The organism is Streptomyces sp. NPDC005281, from assembly GCF_040607495.1.
Classification (GTDB): Bacteria; Actinomycetota; Actinomycetes; order Streptomycetales; family Streptomycetaceae; genus Streptomyces.
On record NZ_JBEXGX010000046.1, the window covers coordinates 1 to 15,849 of the forward strand.

Annotated in this window: 18 protein-coding genes; 7 read left to right on the top strand and 11 right to left on the bottom strand. The window is 67.3% G+C overall.

What is annotated here, in order from left to right; translation table 11 throughout:
* Positions 1–30: 30 nt before the first annotated feature.
* The 6 genes from ABZV42_RS38215 to ABZV42_RS38240 all read right to left on the bottom strand — a co-directional run bounded on the left by ABZV42_RS38215 (position 31) and on the right by ABZV42_RS38240 (position 3,579).
* Positions 31–441, bottom strand: a complete 411-nt coding sequence (locus ABZV42_RS38215; RefSeq protein ID WP_356056172.1) for a hypothetical protein — start codon at positions 439–441, stop codon at positions 31–33.
* 1,069 nt (positions 442–1,510) lie between these two features.
* Positions 1,511–1,813 (bottom strand): hypothetical protein, encoded by a 303-nt coding sequence (locus tag ABZV42_RS38220; protein WP_356056174.1) that lies wholly within the window; start codon positions 1,811–1,813, stop codon positions 1,511–1,513.
* 8 nt (positions 1,814–1,821) lie between these two features.
* Entirely contained in the window at positions 1,822–2,553 is a 732-nt protein-coding gene (locus tag ABZV42_RS38225) for a GntR family transcriptional regulator (RefSeq protein WP_356056176.1), read from the bottom strand.
* Positions 2,550–2,774, bottom strand: coding sequence for a hypothetical protein (locus tag ABZV42_RS38230; protein WP_356056178.1), 225 nt, complete (start codon positions 2,772–2,774; stop codon positions 2,550–2,552). Before ABZV42_RS38230 ends, ABZV42_RS38225 begins: the two co-directional genes overlap by 4 nt.
* Before the next feature lie 199 nt (positions 2,775–2,973).
* Positions 2,974–3,117: a hypothetical protein gene (locus ABZV42_RS38235; protein ID WP_356056180.1), complete on the bottom strand. Its 144-nt coding sequence runs from the start codon at positions 3,115–3,117 to the stop codon at positions 2,974–2,976.
* 183 nt (positions 3,118–3,300) lie between these two features.
* The gene (locus ABZV42_RS38240) at positions 3,301–3,579 is read right to left on the bottom strand and encodes a hypothetical protein (RefSeq protein WP_355984323.1); all 279 of its coding nucleotides are present in this window, start codon (positions 3,577–3,579) and stop codon (positions 3,301–3,303) included.
* 78 nt (positions 3,580–3,657) lie between these two features.
* On the opposite strand from ABZV42_RS38240, the gene ABZV42_RS38245 reads away from it, so the two are divergent.
* Positions 3,658–4,413 carry a GntR family transcriptional regulator gene (locus tag ABZV42_RS38245; RefSeq protein WP_356056183.1) on the top strand — a complete coding sequence of 252 codons (756 nt, stop codon included), beginning with the start codon at positions 3,658–3,660 and terminating at the stop codon, positions 4,411–4,413.
* A gap of 939 nt (positions 4,414–5,352) precedes the next feature.
* On the top strand, positions 5,353–5,550 hold the full coding sequence (locus ABZV42_RS38250; RefSeq protein ID WP_355984325.1) for a hypothetical protein: 198 nt from the start codon (positions 5,353–5,355) through the stop codon (positions 5,548–5,550).
* A 463-nt stretch (positions 5,551–6,013) separates the two neighbouring features.
* On the opposite strand, the gene ABZV42_RS38255 is transcribed toward ABZV42_RS38250, so the two are convergent.
* The 3 genes from ABZV42_RS38255 to ABZV42_RS38265 form a co-directional block, all read right to left on the bottom strand.
* Positions 6,014–8,059, bottom strand: a complete 2,046-nt coding sequence (locus ABZV42_RS38255; RefSeq protein WP_356056185.1) for a TerD family protein — start codon at positions 8,057–8,059, stop codon at positions 6,014–6,016.
* A 529-nt stretch (positions 8,060–8,588) separates the two neighbouring features.
* On the bottom strand, positions 8,589–8,873 hold the full coding sequence (locus ABZV42_RS38260) for a DUF1876 domain-containing protein (RefSeq protein WP_326790949.1): 285 nt from the start codon (positions 8,871–8,873) through the stop codon (positions 8,589–8,591).
* Positions 8,874–9,110: 237 nt separating this feature from the next.
* Positions 9,111–9,581, bottom strand: a complete 471-nt coding sequence (locus tag ABZV42_RS38265) for a VOC family protein (RefSeq protein WP_356056187.1) — start codon at positions 9,579–9,581, stop codon at positions 9,111–9,113.
* Between the two features lie 492 nt (positions 9,582–10,073).
* On the opposite strand from ABZV42_RS38265, the gene ABZV42_RS38270 reads away from it, so the two are divergent.
* On the top strand, positions 10,074–10,478 hold the full coding sequence (locus tag ABZV42_RS38270; protein WP_356056189.1) for a hypothetical protein: 405 nt from the start codon (positions 10,074–10,076) through the stop codon (positions 10,476–10,478).
* Between the two features lie 295 nt (positions 10,479–10,773).
* Positions 10,774–11,226 carry a hypothetical protein gene (locus tag ABZV42_RS38275; protein ID WP_355984329.1) on the top strand — a complete coding sequence of 151 codons (453 nt, stop codon included), beginning with the start codon at positions 10,774–10,776 and terminating at the stop codon, positions 11,224–11,226.
* 278 nt (positions 11,227–11,504) lie between these two features.
* On the opposite strand, the gene ABZV42_RS38280 is transcribed toward ABZV42_RS38275, so the two are convergent.
* Positions 11,505–11,690 carry a hypothetical protein gene (locus ABZV42_RS38280; protein WP_356056191.1) on the bottom strand — a complete coding sequence of 62 codons (186 nt, stop codon included), beginning with the start codon at positions 11,688–11,690 and terminating at the stop codon, positions 11,505–11,507.
* Between the two features lie 707 nt (positions 11,691–12,397).
* Between ABZV42_RS38280 and ettA the strand changes: the two genes are divergently transcribed.
* The 3 genes from ettA to ABZV42_RS38295 are packed head-to-tail and all read left to right on the top strand — an operon-like array spanning position 12,398 to position 15,249.
* Positions 12,398–14,062 carry an energy-dependent translational throttle protein EttA gene (ettA, locus tag ABZV42_RS38285; RefSeq protein WP_355984330.1) on the top strand — a complete coding sequence of 555 codons (1,665 nt, stop codon included), beginning with the start codon at positions 12,398–12,400 and terminating at the stop codon, positions 14,060–14,062.
* Between the two features lie 6 nt (positions 14,063–14,068).
* A complete protein-coding gene (locus tag ABZV42_RS38290; protein ID WP_355763110.1) occupies positions 14,069–14,479 on the top strand; it encodes a thioesterase family protein in 411 nt (136 codons plus the stop codon).
* Positions 14,476–15,249, top strand: coding sequence for a hypothetical protein (locus ABZV42_RS38295; protein ID WP_355984331.1), 774 nt, complete (start codon positions 14,476–14,478; stop codon positions 15,247–15,249). Before ABZV42_RS38290 ends, ABZV42_RS38295 begins: the two co-directional genes overlap by 4 nt.
* A gap of 60 nt (positions 15,250–15,309) precedes the next feature.
* On the opposite strand, the gene ABZV42_RS38300 is transcribed toward ABZV42_RS38295, so the two are convergent.
* The gene (locus ABZV42_RS38300) at positions 15,310–15,714 is read right to left on the bottom strand and encodes a globin (protein ID WP_355984332.1); all 405 of its coding nucleotides are present in this window, start codon (positions 15,712–15,714) and stop codon (positions 15,310–15,312) included.
* Positions 15,715–15,849: the final 135 nt, after the last annotated feature.

Sequence of the window (15,849 nt, forward strand, 5' to 3'; positions counted from 1 at the left end):
GGAAGCGTAGAGAACTCCCATTATCCCAGGTCAGCGGGCACCTCTTCTCATTTCCCTGTCCACAGCCCGGCCATTACGCGGTGGATCGAGGCTGAGATCAACCTTGTCCGCTTTGCGTGTAACGAATAGCTTCATGATAGCGAACACGCTTGGACCGAGCATAACGCCTGCCATCACATAATTTTCAATGGCACCGAAAACGACAGCGCTACCCACCGAGGATATGGAGATGACGAAAGCAGCGATCATGCCCATAATGTCAAGCCGGTTACGATTCCGCTCTTTCGTCATTCTGAGTTCATGATCTGCAGTCATACGTTCGTTCCAGAAATTCAAAGCAACCTTGAGGTGCGCGGCAGGAAGATCCTTCCACGCGTTCATTGCTGCTACTACGTCTTCTCCGGAGCCACGCAGCAGGTCGTCTCGTTCGGGCTCAGCCACGGCGTCCCCCACTCGGAACGCCGGCACCCGGGCCGACTCCTCCCCCTCCGTCGTCACGCGGACCTCGAGTTCCAGGAGGCGGAGGGCCAAGGAGGCGGAAGACCTCCAGCACACTCATGCCGGCGTAGCTCATGGCACGCTGTGACGACTCCGATTCGGGGTTTGGCAGCAACGACGACCCGCCCAGCATGACGCTCAGTTCCTCAATGCCCGAAGCTGCTTCCTCACTGTCGAGCTCGGCGCCAGCTTCTCGCAACCGTTCTTCATAACCTGTGGGGTCTAACAGGATCGATCGTTCATAGTCTGACCGTATTTGATCGCTCGGATTTTGAGACGTCAACAACTCCGAAAGAAATTCCCACCGTCTATCACCGCGCCCATCTACGAGGGCGCCGGAGCGGAAATTGATTGGGAGGGTGCAGCAGACGACCCCAACTAGCCCAATCGTCAATGCAATGATGAGCGGATTGGACGTAACTCTCTGAATGTCCCAATCCCACAGGAGAGCGGCTATCAACAGCGATAAGTACAGGACGCTAGCGCCACCAGTGAGAAGCAGGCGCCTTCCCGGTCGAGGTATTGTCTTGACCAATAGCGATAGCTCCATTTGCCTTCGGATCGCCGCCCCCTTGATCAAACCCCGCGACACCCCAGGGATCGTCTGAGATTACCGCTGGTGTGCGCCGCCGCACAGGGCTTCGCCGAATCGAGCGCGGCAAATCGACGGTGGCCTGATCCATTAGCGAACTGGGGTCTGCGGGCGATGATCGACCGATCCCAGCCTGAAGTCACCTACTGGCCCACCTTCCGAGCATCCGAAAACGACCAGGCGGAGCTGCTGCTGTGTGCACAGCAGTACAGCAACGAAATACAGCAACCACTGCGACCACAGCCGACCGCTATGAACCATCACCGGCCGAGTAGCTGGCCCAGCGGACCTCAATGACCCCGCGGCCGAGAGTTCGGGACGAAGAGGTCGTGGCCGCGCCTCGAAGCAGTAGGGGAGGGAGCCCAGGCCAACGCCTGGGCTCCCTCCCCGTGTGGAACGCGGCACCTTCAATCGCCGTCCTCAGACTGAGTGGATTTCGCCCACCGCCAAGAGGTGACCGCGGCTGGTTGCCACGCGGAGCACGTCTCGTAGAGCTCCGGTCAGTTCCTTCGCAAGGAGGCGCACCTCCTCCGGGGCCGCCAGTTCTCCTCCCAGGGTTTCTGCTGCATGCTTCAGCAGTTCGGCCGCTGTCCCGAGCTGCACCGCCTCGATGTTGTCCGCCAGACGGGACATGAAGCCGTCCCGGTCGTCGGTGCTCAGGTAGCAGGGGTTGCCCCCTGGCCCCGTCCACGGGAGAAGCCGTAGTTCGTCGTGTGCCGTCATTCCTGCGGCTACCTCTCGTCGGTCACGTGGTGGGTGGTGAAGACCGCCTCAACGCGATCTCCTGGGAACACCAGAAGCGCCGCTTCCAGGACTCGGCCGGCGATGTCGGCGGCAACGCGTGTGATCGCGAGGACCGCCAGGCCCGGGTTGATCCGGAGGGTGGTCGCCTCATCTGGCGTGGGGAGGCGGGCGGAGACCGTTTCGCGGACCTCGGCCGACAGTGCGCTCAGCACGGCGAAGCTGGCTTCTGTGCGTACGTATGACGGGTCGGTGCCGAGTGGTTCGGTGGGCTCCGGTTCGTCAGGGACGTAGATGCGGGCCAGACTGTGCGGGGACTCTCCCTCGTAGCTGATGCTGAGGAACTCCGTTAGCGGGCTGCCGGTTGGGACGCGCAGCAGGGATGCCAGATGTCCGCGCGCCTCGATCGCGGTGGCCTGGTCCGTGACACGCAGAGCCGTTTCGGCCGCTGTCCACGGGTCCAGCGTTCCCCAGCCCCCGACGTACATGATTTTGCGGGGGCGGTGGCGGACGAAGTTGCCCCGGCCATGGATCTTCTCGATGAGGCCTTCCCCTTGCAGCGCCCCGAGAGCGCTTCGCAGTGTCGCCGTGCTGACCTTGTATCGGTCGGCGAGTCCGGATTCGGATGGGAGGCGTTCGCCAGGCTTGATGCGGCCGGTCGTGATCTGACGCCGGAGGTCGTCGGCGATGTCGTGGTGGCGGGAAGGCACGGTCCGCCTCACCGCCTTCTCGACATGCGTACGGCGACGAGTTGGGTTCGCGGGTGGATGGTCAGCAACTCGCCAGACTCGAAAAGCAGTTGCTTGGCGCCTTGCGGTAGCTGGAAGAGGTCTCTCACCCTGCATGCCCGGCCGCCGACTTGGATGATGTCGCCGCGCTGAACCGTCGTCGACGTGATCTCGACCTGGGATACCAGCGCGCCGCTGGGCGTCCATTCCCTCACCGCTGCACCTCCGCGGGCGCGGTCTGTTCGGGCGCCGAATGGCACGGGCAGGCGCACGCCTCGTACACCACCGGTAGGTCGACCGGCGCTGCGGCGGGGGAGGATTCCGAGCAGGCGTGGTGCGTGCCGAGCCGGCATGCGGTCGAGCGGTAGGGGGTGGACGAGATGGCCGTGACGCCGGGTTGTTGGCGAGCAGGCATCAGTTGCCTCCCGCGAGGAACGACCAGGCCTCCGGCGGCAGATGGGACGCCACGACCATCGAGCGCCGAGGCCGCCCGCACTCCGCCCGGGTCAGCACGTACGGTCGAACGAGCGCGATGTCCTCGCCCACTGATGAGTCCACGCGGTACGGGCGGTCCCGGCGCTGCCCCAGGGCGGCTGTCGACCCGGTGGTGAGTGCCGGGCGGGGGTAGGACGGTGACGGCCCAGTGGGGGTTAACGGGCGGCGGTGCCTGCCCTTGGGGGAGTGTCGCTCTCTGGTGAGCGACACGGCGCGGCGGATACGGTTGAGCACGCTGCTCAGCTCCTATCGCTGATGGCTCGGTCCCCCGACATCGCCCGTCGTGGGGACCGTTTTGCGTACGACCGCCCAGAGGGTGCGGCCGTTCAGGCTGGTGGCTAGGAGTCCGAACCGATCGGCCTCGGCCACCACTTGCAGGACCTCCCGCCATGACTCTGCGGAGAGCGATTCAGGCACCTCCGCTTCGACCGACATGAACCGGTTGTGCTCCTCCAGGCGCGCGGTGAGCCCGAAGGCGGACAGCCGGGCGGCGATGGCCGCCGCGCTTACTCCCGAAGCGGGCACAGGGCAGCCTCCGTCACGAGCGATCACTTTCAGTGAAGCTAGTTAACTAGATTAGAGCTAGTGGACTAGATTTTCCATATGCCTGAGCAGCCGCCCTATCTCCGCATCGCCGACGAACTCCGGCGCCGGATCGCGGAGCACGTGTGGGAGCCGGGCGATCGCCTGCCCTCCCGCGCCCAGATCGGCCAGGAGTGCGGAGTGGGTGAGAACGTGGTCCGCCGGGCGCAGGAGCTGCTGATCTCCCGCGGAGTGCTGGAGGGTCGCGCCGGGTCGGGTACGTACGTCGCCGAGCCTCGACGGCGAGTGCGGGTCGTGCGATCGTCGGTGCGGGAGCATCCCAGCGAGTCGCCCTTCCGGACGGACATGAGGGCCGTGGGCAAGCAGGGCGACTGGGAGAGCCGGACGGATGCCAAGGTGCTGGCGCCCGCCGACATTGCCGCGCGGCTCGGGATCGCCGAGGGCGAGCTGTGCGTCCGGACGGCGTACGAGTTCCTGGCGGACGGCAAGCCCGTACAGCTGTCGACGAGCTGGGAGCCTTACGACCTCACCGCCGGCACTCTCGTCGTCCTCCCCGAGGGAGGGCCGCACGCCGGGGCCGGAGTCGTGAACCGGATGGCCGAGATCGGCGTCACCGTCAGCCACGCCGTCGAGCAGCCCGAGCCGAGAACGGCCACCGCAGAGGAAGCCTCACTCCTGGGTATCCAGAAGGCGGCGCTGGTCACGCACATCCGGCGGACGTACTACAGCGACCTGGGGCGGCCGGTCGAGACGGCGGACATCGTGGTGCCGGCCGCGCTGTGCGAGATCGTCTACGAAGTCCCGGTCAATCGCTGATCGGTCACCCCCAGAACGGAACGCTCCGCGGCGGGCATCATGACGTGCGTGGGAATCGATGTAAAACTGCACTCCGCTCGACCGGCCCGTACCCGGAAGAAGTCGCGTGCGACGTTCCTTCGACGGTGCTCTGGCCATGGCGAGGCGTTGGCCGATGCGCTGGGGTCGCTGCACTATCTCGGCATCCCCGGTCGGCTTACCGCCGTCGACCTGTACGGGGACACGGTGATGAATGAGCAAGAGGCCGCAGCAGCCCTTGTCGAGTGCCCGGCTTGAAGGAGAAGTGCGCGGACGAGCAGCAGCGCGCAGCGCTGGATGATCTCGCGGCCGTACTGAGTCAGTGCGCGGCCACCCCGGGCAGCTACGTGTGGTTCGCGGGCGACTGAGGTGCAGACGCCAGCATTCATGGTCGCGCCCGCCGCGTGCCCCTTGAGCAGACGTCATCGGTGGCCAATCCGCCCACGCACGCGCTCCGGGTTGGCCAGCCGTCACACCGGTGCGAGGCGAGCTGATCTCTCGAATAGGGGCGCGATATGAGCGGTGAGGCCCTGTCCTGTCCCGAGTGCGACCAGCCCCTGAGATCGGGGGGCCTCGTGCTGTCCGGCCGGGACGGCGACGGTCAGAGGGCTTGCCGGTCTCTGTGGCGGTGTGCCGAGCGGCACACGTGGTGGCGGTGGGCCGACCGGCCGGAGGGACCGTTGGAGGTCTGCCCAGTTCCGGAGCTGTTTCGATGACATCCAGCGCTGACATCAACGAGCCCGGACAGCGGCATACGACAGCACCCCTGAGCAACCGTCGGACCAGCCGTCGACGGCCCCAGAGGCAGGTGTAGATCGAACTCCCAATGCGGTGCTCCCCGAAGCCAGCGCCATGGGTACATGACGCTGCAAGTGGGCGGCTTCACGACGCCCCTTCGAGCTCTGCTCGTATCGTGCACGCATGCGCAATGAGCGGCACGACGAGCCACTGTCCAAAGCGGAGCTGGAGTTGTTCCTCCAGTATCTGCACCGGTTCGCCAACCACGATCTCGATCTCTTCGCCCTTATGCAGGTGGGCGATTCTGAGGACCCCGTCTATGTGAGCTTCTCCAGGACGCCCGAGGTGGGAGTCGACCCCGAGGCCTACCGGCGGCCGTAGCGAACCACGGGCCGCGTCGAATGCGTGTCGAGGGTCAGTCGACGGAGCGTCGGGGCGCGGGAGCGTCGCAGGTCAGAGGGAGTGCCTCATGTGACGCGCCAAGCGCCTTCTAAGCGCTTGGCCGCAGGTTCGAGTCCTGCCGGGGGCGCCAGTCTCCGCCCTCCCGTCCGGGAGGGCTTTTTGCTGGTCGGAGTACGTTTCACTCGATGCAGCGAAGCCCCGAACATTTCCCCGATGATCAAGGGAAGGGTCCGGGGCTGTCCGGTCGGCACCGGGTTTTCGCGGGTGGCCCTGTCGAAGGCGTTCCGCAGGGCGGCCAAGTTCTCGGCGAGGAGGGGTAGCTGGGGGCCGAGGGCTCGGGGGGAGTCCTGGTGGCTTCGGGGCGTGGTTTCAGGCCAGGTGGTTGTCTGTTGATCGCGGCGGCTGCGTGGGTGGTTCGTCGGCCCGGGGTGATCGCTGGGTCTCAGCCCGTCGTCGCCGTTTCTCTGGAGGAGGTTCGGCGAGGGGCCGCTCCGTCCAGATGGACCACCACGCCGGTGTAGAAGCGGTGCACCGCGTCGTCGACGCTTCGGATGAAGCCCGACTCCGCGTTCCCGCGGGTGCTTCCCGCTCCCTTGAGGAGGGACAGGCGGAAGCCGACGATCTGGGAGGCGGGGTCCTTGGGCAGCATGTCGGCCGGCTCGGGGCGGAGGCGTTCGAGTGTTCCCCGGGGGCCGGCGACCTCCCCTTCGACGAGGGTTTCGACGTGGAGATCCGCCGGGGCCTCGGCCAGGCACCGGATCAGCCGCTTCGCCCATGACAGGGGGTAGCCCTGCTCGGGCGCCGGGATCTCGATCGAGGTGCGGAGCTTGCCGGTCCGCAGGTCCGCGCTGATCGCCAGGACGCCGGGCGTCCCCTCGATGCGCAGCTCCGACCGAAGTCTTCCGTCGAGACACAGCTGTTCCGCGAGGCGGCCGCGGAGCGCCTTCGGATCGGCTCCGCGCCTGGTGCGCTGGACGGGCAGCACCTTCTGCCCCAGCTCGCCGCCCAGTCGTAGGCAGACCTGGCGGACGAGGCGCTCCCAGCTCTCGACGACCTCCAGCGCGCGCGGGTCCCCCTGGCACAGGGTTTCGTCGTCGATTCCGTTGCGTACCGGTACCCAGGCCGGTCCCATGTTCTGGAAGCCGTGGCAGCCGGAGTTCTCGTGCCGCAAGTAGTGCAGCAGTTCCTGGAGGAGCCAGGCGTGCGCCGCGTTGCCGACGCCCTCGTGCCTGATCAACAGCTGCGCCTGGTGGGCGACTTCCGCCCACGACAGGTGCCACAGGGTCACCTTGTGCTTGCGTCTCTTGTCGATCTTGACCTCGACGAGCGGGCTGCCCTCCAGCGCCACGTCGTTCGACAGTGTGATCACGGCTTCGTAGCCACGGCGCGCGGCGATGTCCATGTACGCCTGCACCTGTTCGGCCCTGAGCGCGCTGCCGTTGGTCTTCGTCTCGACGAGTGCTGTCCACAGCTTGCCGGCCCGTTCGACGCGGATCACCCCGTCGGGGCGACGCGGGGTGTCGCCGTGCGGCAGGGTGACCTCGGTGAAGGTCTCCATGCGGCCCGCCGGTGCTCCGAACGCGGCGGTGAGTCTCCTGCCGAACTCGGGAACCTGGGCCATCACGGACAGCAGTACCGAGGTGGCGCGCGTTTCGCGCTCCCGGTCGCTCTTGAGCGCCGATGCCGGGAAGAGCCGAGCGTCCCTCCACGACTCGTTCTCCGCCAGCGTCTTCCTGGCCGCCTTGGGCAGGGTGACCCGCTTCTTGGCCGTACGAGGCCTCCCGGACGGCTTGCCCGGCAGGGTCTCGTCCTCGGGCCGGCGAGGGGAGGGGACCGCCGCCAGATCCCCCGGCGGCTCGGGTTCCTCGGCCGGCGCAGTGCCCGTAGTGCCCGTCGGGCCGACACCGGAGGCCTCGTCGTCCAGTGCCTCCTCGGCCGCCGGGTCGTCGTCGATGTCGACCCCGAAGTCCGTGGCCAGACCTGCGAGACCCGCGTCGTAACCCTGGCCGACGGCGCGGAACTTCCACTCATCCGCACGCCTGTACAGCTCGCCGAAGATGATCGCGCTCACCGAATCGGCGTCGTCGATGGCGAAGCGGAGGAGCTCCTCGCCGCCACCGTCCGCCAACGCCAGCCTCACGCAATCCAGTTCGCCGAAGCGGGCGCCCTCGTAACGGCTGGCGGCCAGGACGATGCGATCGATGTCGGGGGACACCGCGGTCAGGTCGAAGCTGATCCGGTCCTCGTTGCCGTCCGCCGTCGGCGTCTTGCCCAGGAGCTGCACGCTCCCGTCAGCGGCCACCGGGTTGTTGTAGAAGCAGAAGTCGGCGTCGCTGCGGACCTTGCCGTTCGCATCCAGAAGGAGGACGGACACATCGGCGTCCCCTTCGCCGGTCGGGCTTCCCCAGCCCAGACTGACGATCACCGAATCGATGCTCTCGCTCAACGTCGCGAGAGAGACATTCGACCCTTTGACCATTTCCCGCATGAAGCCCCCCAGAACGATGCGACTCGGCTGCTCCGACGCCTCCGCCCGGCTGCCTGACGCCCCGCGTCGTGCGGTGATCGGTGCGCGGGGTGACTGTAGTGCGCACCGAGTGAATCTGTGGGAGTCGCGCAGAATCTGTGCGGGATGCGTGGAAGAGTCCTTAAACTGTTCGGCCTGGTCGGTCCGGCCGTGGCGAAAACCGCCTGCCTGGGTAACGGCCACCTGGCTGCGGCCAAGGCTCCCGACTGCCGCGCGCAAGGCTCCCGGCCGTGCCCAAGGCCCCCGGACGAGTCCGGGGGCCTGAAGCGAACAGCTCGCGATCGGCCGTGCTCGCGCTACAAACTGGCTGTGCTCGCGTGGCAGGCAGGCAGGCAGGCCGCGCCTGCGCGACGGATCGGCCGCTTTGCCACTGATCAGCCGCGTCCGTGCCACGGATCAGCTCTGCTCGCGCGACAGAGCACCTGCTTGCGCGACAGGGCAGCCTGCTCGCGCAGCAGTGCGGTCCGGCGGTGCCCTATGACGCCTCCGGTCACCTCAGCGTGTGTGACGTCCTGCCCGATGCCGCGTCGATCTCGTCGTGGGCCTTGGTGAGCAGTTGCATGGCTAGTTCGTTGAGCGCCCTCGCGCCCGCGACCTCCTCGCCGACCCTGGGCTGGTTCGAGTCGGAGGGGTGGCGGCTGGCGTATCCGTGGGCGCGTACCTCGCTTCCGTCGGGGAGGCGCAGCAGGGCGGCCGCGCGGGTGCGGTGGTCGTCCTCCTGGAACTCCATCTCGACGTGCCAGCCGACCGTGGTCCGTGCCTGCATCGCTGTCATCTGTGTCATCGCGATCACCTCCGAAGCCGCTGCCCCCACCGGTGAAGACCTGCGGAGACCGGTTGAGCCCCTAGAAGAAGTGTCCTCCTCAGGCAGGCCGGGCACGAGGCGAGGGAGCGGGGCCGGGGGTGCAAGGGTCACTCCTCGTGGTGAGCCGACGCCGGCGGGTGGCGCCGACGGTGACAGCCGGTGTCGGGTCGGTCGACGGCGCACGTGCGTACGTCGCGCGGTGGTGGGTCAGGACGGGGAGTCGGCGTCCTGCATGGAGGCCGCGAACGCCTCGGGGCCCTGCTCCACCGCCGCCGGGGCCATCCACATGACCTGCCAGCCGTGGCCGTCGAGGTCGAAGAAGCTGCGTGAGTACATGAACCCGTAGTCCTCGGCCTCGTCCGCCTCGGAGGCTCCCGCCGCGAGTGCGGCGGCGCTGACGGTATCGACCTCGTCGCGCGAGGACACGCTGAAGCAGTACAGCGCCAGCGCGTGCGTGGTGGGGTCGGCCATCGGCAGTTTCGAGAACTGCGCGAACTTCTCGCGGGTGAGCAGCATGACGAAGGCGTCCTCGCCGACCGGCATGCAGGCGGCGGTCTCGTCGGTGAACTTCGGGTTGAAGCCGAATCCGAGAGCGGCGAAGAACGCCTTGCTGCGCTCGAGGTCCGCGACGGGGAGGTTCACGAACAGCATGCGTCCGGCGTGTGCGGGAGTGGTCATGGCGGGTCTCCGGTCGGTAAGTGGCTCGATGGCGTACGTCCTGGTAGACCGGACCGACCGGCGGAACTCATCGGTCGATCCCGACTGAGGGCAGCCACGCTCGAATCAGTGAGCCGTCGGGGCCGGCATGGTGAAGAAGCGCGCACCAGCCCCTTTCGAGTTCTGGGACCAGTTCCGCGCTACGGCTCACGACGTCCAGCAGCCGCATCGAACAGCACCCACGACCCAACAGCCCACAGCGAGCCAGTGAGTTACCACCTTCTCTTCTGGTTCAAGTGCCCGCGCGCGAGCGGGCTGGCCCATGGGCTTGGCCCCTCTGTGCCTTCGGCGCCGAGGCCAAGCCCTGGGCCGCAGCGAATGCGCGCCCGCGTCGAGAACGGTGAACCCGCTGATGGGCCGGTCGGCTCCGAACCGACCTCTCAATGTCGTCGACCGCAGGCCGGCGGGCGCCGGTGGCAAGTCGTCTCACCTGGGCGTATACGATCCCCGGCCATGAAGCGTTCGATGATCGCGCTGGTCAGCGCAGGAGCAATCACACTCGCCTCGGGCGGCTATGCCGTCGGGGCGATGCGACACGACGGCGCGTCCGAGCGGTCAGCGACGTGCGAGCAGGCCAACCAGGACTTCGAGAAGAGGGCTGGCCAGTTCCGGAAGCACAAGCAACGGGAGTCCCGTGATGCCGAGTACTCCGACTCCGTTTCCGCAAGTTGGGCGATGGAGTCGACCAAGTTGAAGATCCTCAGCCTGATCGTGGTGCAGAATCCGACCTGTTTCGGTGCCGGGACGCGTGCGACAGCGGCGTATCTTCAGCAACACCGAACTGAGGGCGAGCAGGACGCTGCCGCGTGTGAACTTGCCGCCGTCCCCTCCGAGTACTGCACGATCGCGGTCGGCTGAAGGCGACGTGCCCCTACCGTGCCCGTTCAGTCGGGAAACAGCGGGGAGTCACGGGCGCCGGCGGACGCCCGGCACCAGAACGGACCCCGACCGATGTACCTGGGCAGGGTCCGTTTCTGCCGGCGGTGGGTGTGGGTTTTGAACCCACGGCTACTTGCGCCGCGACAGGTTCGAGACCGTGTGCGGCTTGACTCGCCCATTGAGACTCCACCGACCGCATCGTCGCGCGCAGACCGCATGTTGTTCCGGCTGGCCAGAAGCCTAAGATCAGGCCATCAGTACGAAGGGGCGGGCGTTGAACAGCCGATCGTGGAAGTGGGCGCTGATTTCGGTCCCGGTAGTGCTGTCGGTCTCCGCGTGCGTGGGATGGGGCGGCTATCCGCCGGCGAAGAACGTCCACGAGTCTCAGCTCATAGGCACCTGGCACGCCCGGAAGTGCGGCACCACGGTGACCTTGAATCGGGACGGATCGGCGTCCGCCACCGGCATCCCTACCGAGATGGACCCCATCCACGGCACGGTCACGCAGGAGGTCAGCGGGGATGGCACCTGGAAGATCGGTGAGTTCAGCGGTGAGCAGCAACTCGATGTGCTCATGGGCTATGAACTCATCACGTTCGACCTTTACCGGGACAAGGGGCGTTTGCTGGTGGCTCTGACCGTAGGGGACCCCGACAGTATGAACTGGTGCATCCTGAGCAGACACTCGAAAACGGCAGTCAATGCCCCAACCGCTGTACAGCAGTGAAGTACAGCAACCAGCCCAACCGTAGCTGACCGTCACCTGCCTCAGCCCCCGGCTGCCCAGCCGAGGAGACCTCAACGACCGCCCCGCCCATGGTTCGGGACGAGGAGGTCGTGCCAGATCGTGCGGGGACTCACGGGGGTTGGGGGACTAGCCACACGTGTGCTCAGGTCTTCGATGCTGCTCAGCCGCAGGTCAGTACGGCAACCGCCGCTAGAGAAACTAGGCTTCCCGGCCCGATCGGCGGTTCGGTTCGAAGCAGGCGCCCCATGGCGGGACGGTCAGTGGCGCAATCTTCTACGCGCCCACAGGAACCCGATCACACCGCCCACGATCATCAGGTATGCCGTCAGGGGCCCATCGTTGAGGGCAAGGCCGGGCGAGGCGATGATGCCTACGATCAACAGCCATCCGCATCCGGCCACGGCCATGTCCGCCGAATCAGGGCGGCGCCGCTCGTTCTCCACCCGTTCTCCATTCATCGGCTGGGTCTGTTCGGTACGGCTCGTCAATAGCTGACGTGCGCTACCCACTTCAACCGATGCCGATCGATTCAGGTCAGTTGCAACGACCGCAAGTTGTCTCTACTTGGACAGCCCTTAGCTACGGGCAGTGGACGGTGGCCGTCTGGGAGAAGACGTTGTGGTCTCCCCAGTATCCGTTGGCTCGCCGATGACCTCGACGCCGGGCCGGCTCGCCGCGTACGCCGTCCCCTCCGGGGGCACACGCCATCCCGGAGAGTCGAGCCCTCGCTCTCCTCTGTCTCCCAGCCCGGATAGAGCCGCCGCATCATGCAGGCCGTGCGTTCGAGGTCCGCTGTGCCCACTTCTCGCAGCAGCCCCGGCACGCCGCCGTCGGCGTACACCAGAAAGCCCGTCTTGGCTCCCGAAGCCCCTCCCCAGGGTGTTGCCCTCGCTGGCGGGCGCACCGTAGCCGTCACCACTGACAACGCGAGGTGACGAAGCCCGGGGGCCCGGTCGGGCCGTCTCTGGGCCGTCCAAGGGTGGCCGAGGCCGACCGGCGGCGACCGGCAGTGACAGACGATCTACCGACGTCAGCGGTGGAACCCCAGGTCACAGCCCCCCGGTCAAACGGGTTTCCCCCGAGGGGTAGCCGTCAGGCAAGATGGGGTGTATCTGCCCACTGCCGATTTCAAGCGTCCGGACGGTTTCTCTTGGCTGAGTTCATTTACACCATGCGCAAGACGCGCAAGGCGCACGGCGACAAGGTGATCCTCGACGACGTCACCCTGAGCTTCCTCCCGGGTGCGAAGATCGGTGTGGTCGGTCCGAACGGTGCCGGTAAGTCCACCGTTCTCAAGATCATGGCGGGCCTCGAGCAGCCCTCCAACGGTGACGCGTTCCTGTCGCCCGGCTTCAGCGTCGGCATCCTCATGCAGGAGCCGAAGCTGGACGAGTCCAAGACGGTGCTGGAGAACGTCCAGGACGGTGCCGCCGAGCTGATGGGCAAGCTCAACCGCTTCAACGAGGTCGCCGAGCTGATGGCGACCGACTACTCGGACGCGCTCATGGAGGAGATGGGGAAGCTCCAGGACGACCTGGACCACTCCAACGCCTGGGACCTCGACGCGCAGCTCGAGCAGGCCATGGACGCGCTGGGCTGCCCGCCCGGCGACTGGCCGGTCACCAACCTCTCCGGTGGCGAGAAGCGCCGTGTCGCGCTCTGCAAGCTGCTGATCGAGGCTCCGGACCTGCTCCTCCTCGACGAGCCCACCAACCATCTCGACGCCGAGTCGGTGAACTGGCTGGAGCAGCACCTCACGAAGTACGCGGGAGCCGTCGTCGCCGTCACTCACGACCGGTACTTCCTGAACAACGTCGCCGAGTGGATCCTCGAGCTGGACCGCGGCCGCGCCATTCCCTACGAGGGCAACTACTCCACGTACCTCGACAAGAAGTCCACCCGCCTCAAGGTCGAGGGCCGCAAGGACGAGAAGCGCCAGAAGCGCCTCAAGGAAGAGCTGGAGTGGGTCCGGTCCAACGCCAAGGGCCGTCAGACCAAGTCCAAGGCCCGCCTCGCCCGTTACGAGGAGATGGCGGCCGAGGCCGACAAGATGCGGAAGCTGGACTTCGAGGAGATCCAGATCCCGCCGGGCCCGCGGCTGGGCTCCATCGTCGTCGAGGTCAAGAACCTCTCCAAGGCGTTCGGCGACAAGGTCCTCATCGACGACCTGTCCTTCACCCTGCCGCGCAACGGCATCGTGGGCGTCATCGGCCCGAACGGCGCGGGCAAGACCACGCTGTTCAAGATGATCCAGGGCCTGGAGACGCCGGACTCCGGCGCGATCAAGGTCGGCGACACGGTCAAGATCAGTTACGTCGACCAGAGCCGCGCCAACATCGATCCCAAGAAGACGCTGTGGGCCGTCGTCTCCGACGAGCTCGACTACATCAACGTCGGTCAGGTCGAGATGCCGTCGCGGGCCTACGTGTCCGCCTTCGGCTTCAAGGGCCCGGACCAGCAGAAGCCCGCGGGTGTCCTCTCCGGTGGTGAGCGCAACCGGCTGAACCTGGCGCTGACCCTCAAGGAGGGCGGCAACCTGCTGCTCCTCGACGAGCCCACCAACGACCTCGACGTGGAGACGCTGTCCTCGCTCGAGAACGCGCTGCTGGAGTTCCCCGGCGCGGCCGTGGTCATCTCCCACGACCGCTGGTTCCTGGACCGGGTCGCGACGCACATCCTCGCGTACGAGGGTGAGTCGAACTGGTACTGGTTCGAGGGCAACTTCGAGTCGTACGAGAAGAACAAGATCGAGCGTCTCGGCGCGGACGCCGCGCGCCCGCACCGCGCCACCTACAAGAAGCTGACCCGGGGCTGATCGATCTTGCGGCACATCTACCACTGCCCGCTGCGCTGGGCGGACATGGACGCGTACGGCCACGTCAACAACGTGGTGTTCCTCCGGTATCTGGAGGAAGCCCGTATCGACTTCCTGTTCCGCCCGGAGAAGGACTTCAAGCAGGGGTCCGTGGTGGCGCGCCACGAGATCGACTACAAGCGTCAGCTCGTCCACCGGCACGCGCCGGTTGACATCGAGCTCTGGGTGACGCAGATCCGGGCGGCGTCCTTCACGATCACCTACGAGGTCAAGGACCCCGACCAGGTCTACGTCACGGCGTCGACGGTGATCGTGCCGTTCGACTTCGAGCGGCAGCGCCCGCGCCGGATCACGGCCGAGGAACGCGACTTCCTGGAGTCGTACCGCGACGACGAGGACGAGGCCGTCGCGGCATGACCGTCCTGCACCTCGCCGACGCGGGGGAGGCGGCCGATCTGGCCGCCTTCCTCTCCCGGCTCATCCACTACGACCGCGCGGCGGCCGTGCGCCTCAAGGCACACGGCACCACGCTCGCGGTCTTCGGCCGGCCGCCGTCGTTCGAGGTCCTAGCGATCCGTACGGCGCGGCTCGCCAAGCCGTACGAGAACGGGCTCGACGTCACTCTCGACGTGACCGTCTCCGCCGGTGAACTCCTCGAGTCCGTCGAGGAGTCGGCGGCGACCCTCGCCGTCCCGGCGGCCGTCACCGGGCCCCCGTGGGCCGGTGTCCTGCCGCCCCAGGGCGGCTGGCGGCCGGAGCCGGGGCTGCCGGGCCCGGAAGTCGTTCGGGCGAAGGTCGCCGCGGCGGTGGCCGAATTCCGGTCGCGCACCGAGGAGTTGACGCCCGAGCTGCGGACCCGTGCCGAACTCGACCGGGTCGGGCGGGAGATATGGTCCCGGCCGATCGGCGACACCGGACTTCCCGTCCGGGCCGCGCATGCCGCGCAGTCCCTGGGCTTCCTGCGGCCCGTGCCGCCCGCGGCCCTCTCCGTCAAGGGGCAGGTTTCCTCGGGCGGGCGTCCCGAAGGCCACGGTTCCTCCGGCGAGCGCCCTTCGGGCCAAGCCGCCCCGGGTGACAGCCCGTTGGCGCTGTACTCGTCGGGCGCCTGGCTGCGGCTGCGGACGCCGTTCGGCTCGGTCGCCGTCCGCCGGGCGGGACTCGGCGCGCTGGGCGTCAGCGTCCACTGACCCCCGCGCGCCGCACCTCGGTGACCGGCGGCGCGTGGTGCCGGTCACCGGAAGCGGCGGTCAGCCCGCCGTGTTCACCATCGAGGCGGCCGCGTACGTCAGGTAGTTCCACAGCGTGTGCTCGTGCTCCTCGGAGAGGCCGAGTTCGTCGACGGCCACCCGCATGTGCTTCAGCCAGGCGTCGTGCGCGGCCTGGTCGACCTTGAAGGGCGCGTGCCGCATCCGCAGCCGGGGGTGGCCGCGGTTCTCGCTGTACGTCGTCGGGCCGCCCCAGTACTGGATCAGGAACAGCGTGAGGCGTTCCTCGGCCGGGCCCAGGTCCTCCTCGGGATACATGGGCTTCAGCAGCGGGTCCTCGGCGACACCCTCGTAGAAACGGTGCACGAGGCGCCGGAAGGTCTCCTCGCCGCCGACCTGCTCGTAGAAGGTCTGCTCCTGAAGCGTGCCGCGCCGAATCTCTTTCACGCCCCCATGTTCTCAGACGGCGCGGCCGAGGACTCAAGGCTTAGGTCCACCCACGCGAGGACCGGGCGAGGATCACGCCAGGTCCGGGCCAGGTCCGGGTCAGGCCCGCGCGGGGGCGGACGCGGGGGCTGCGGA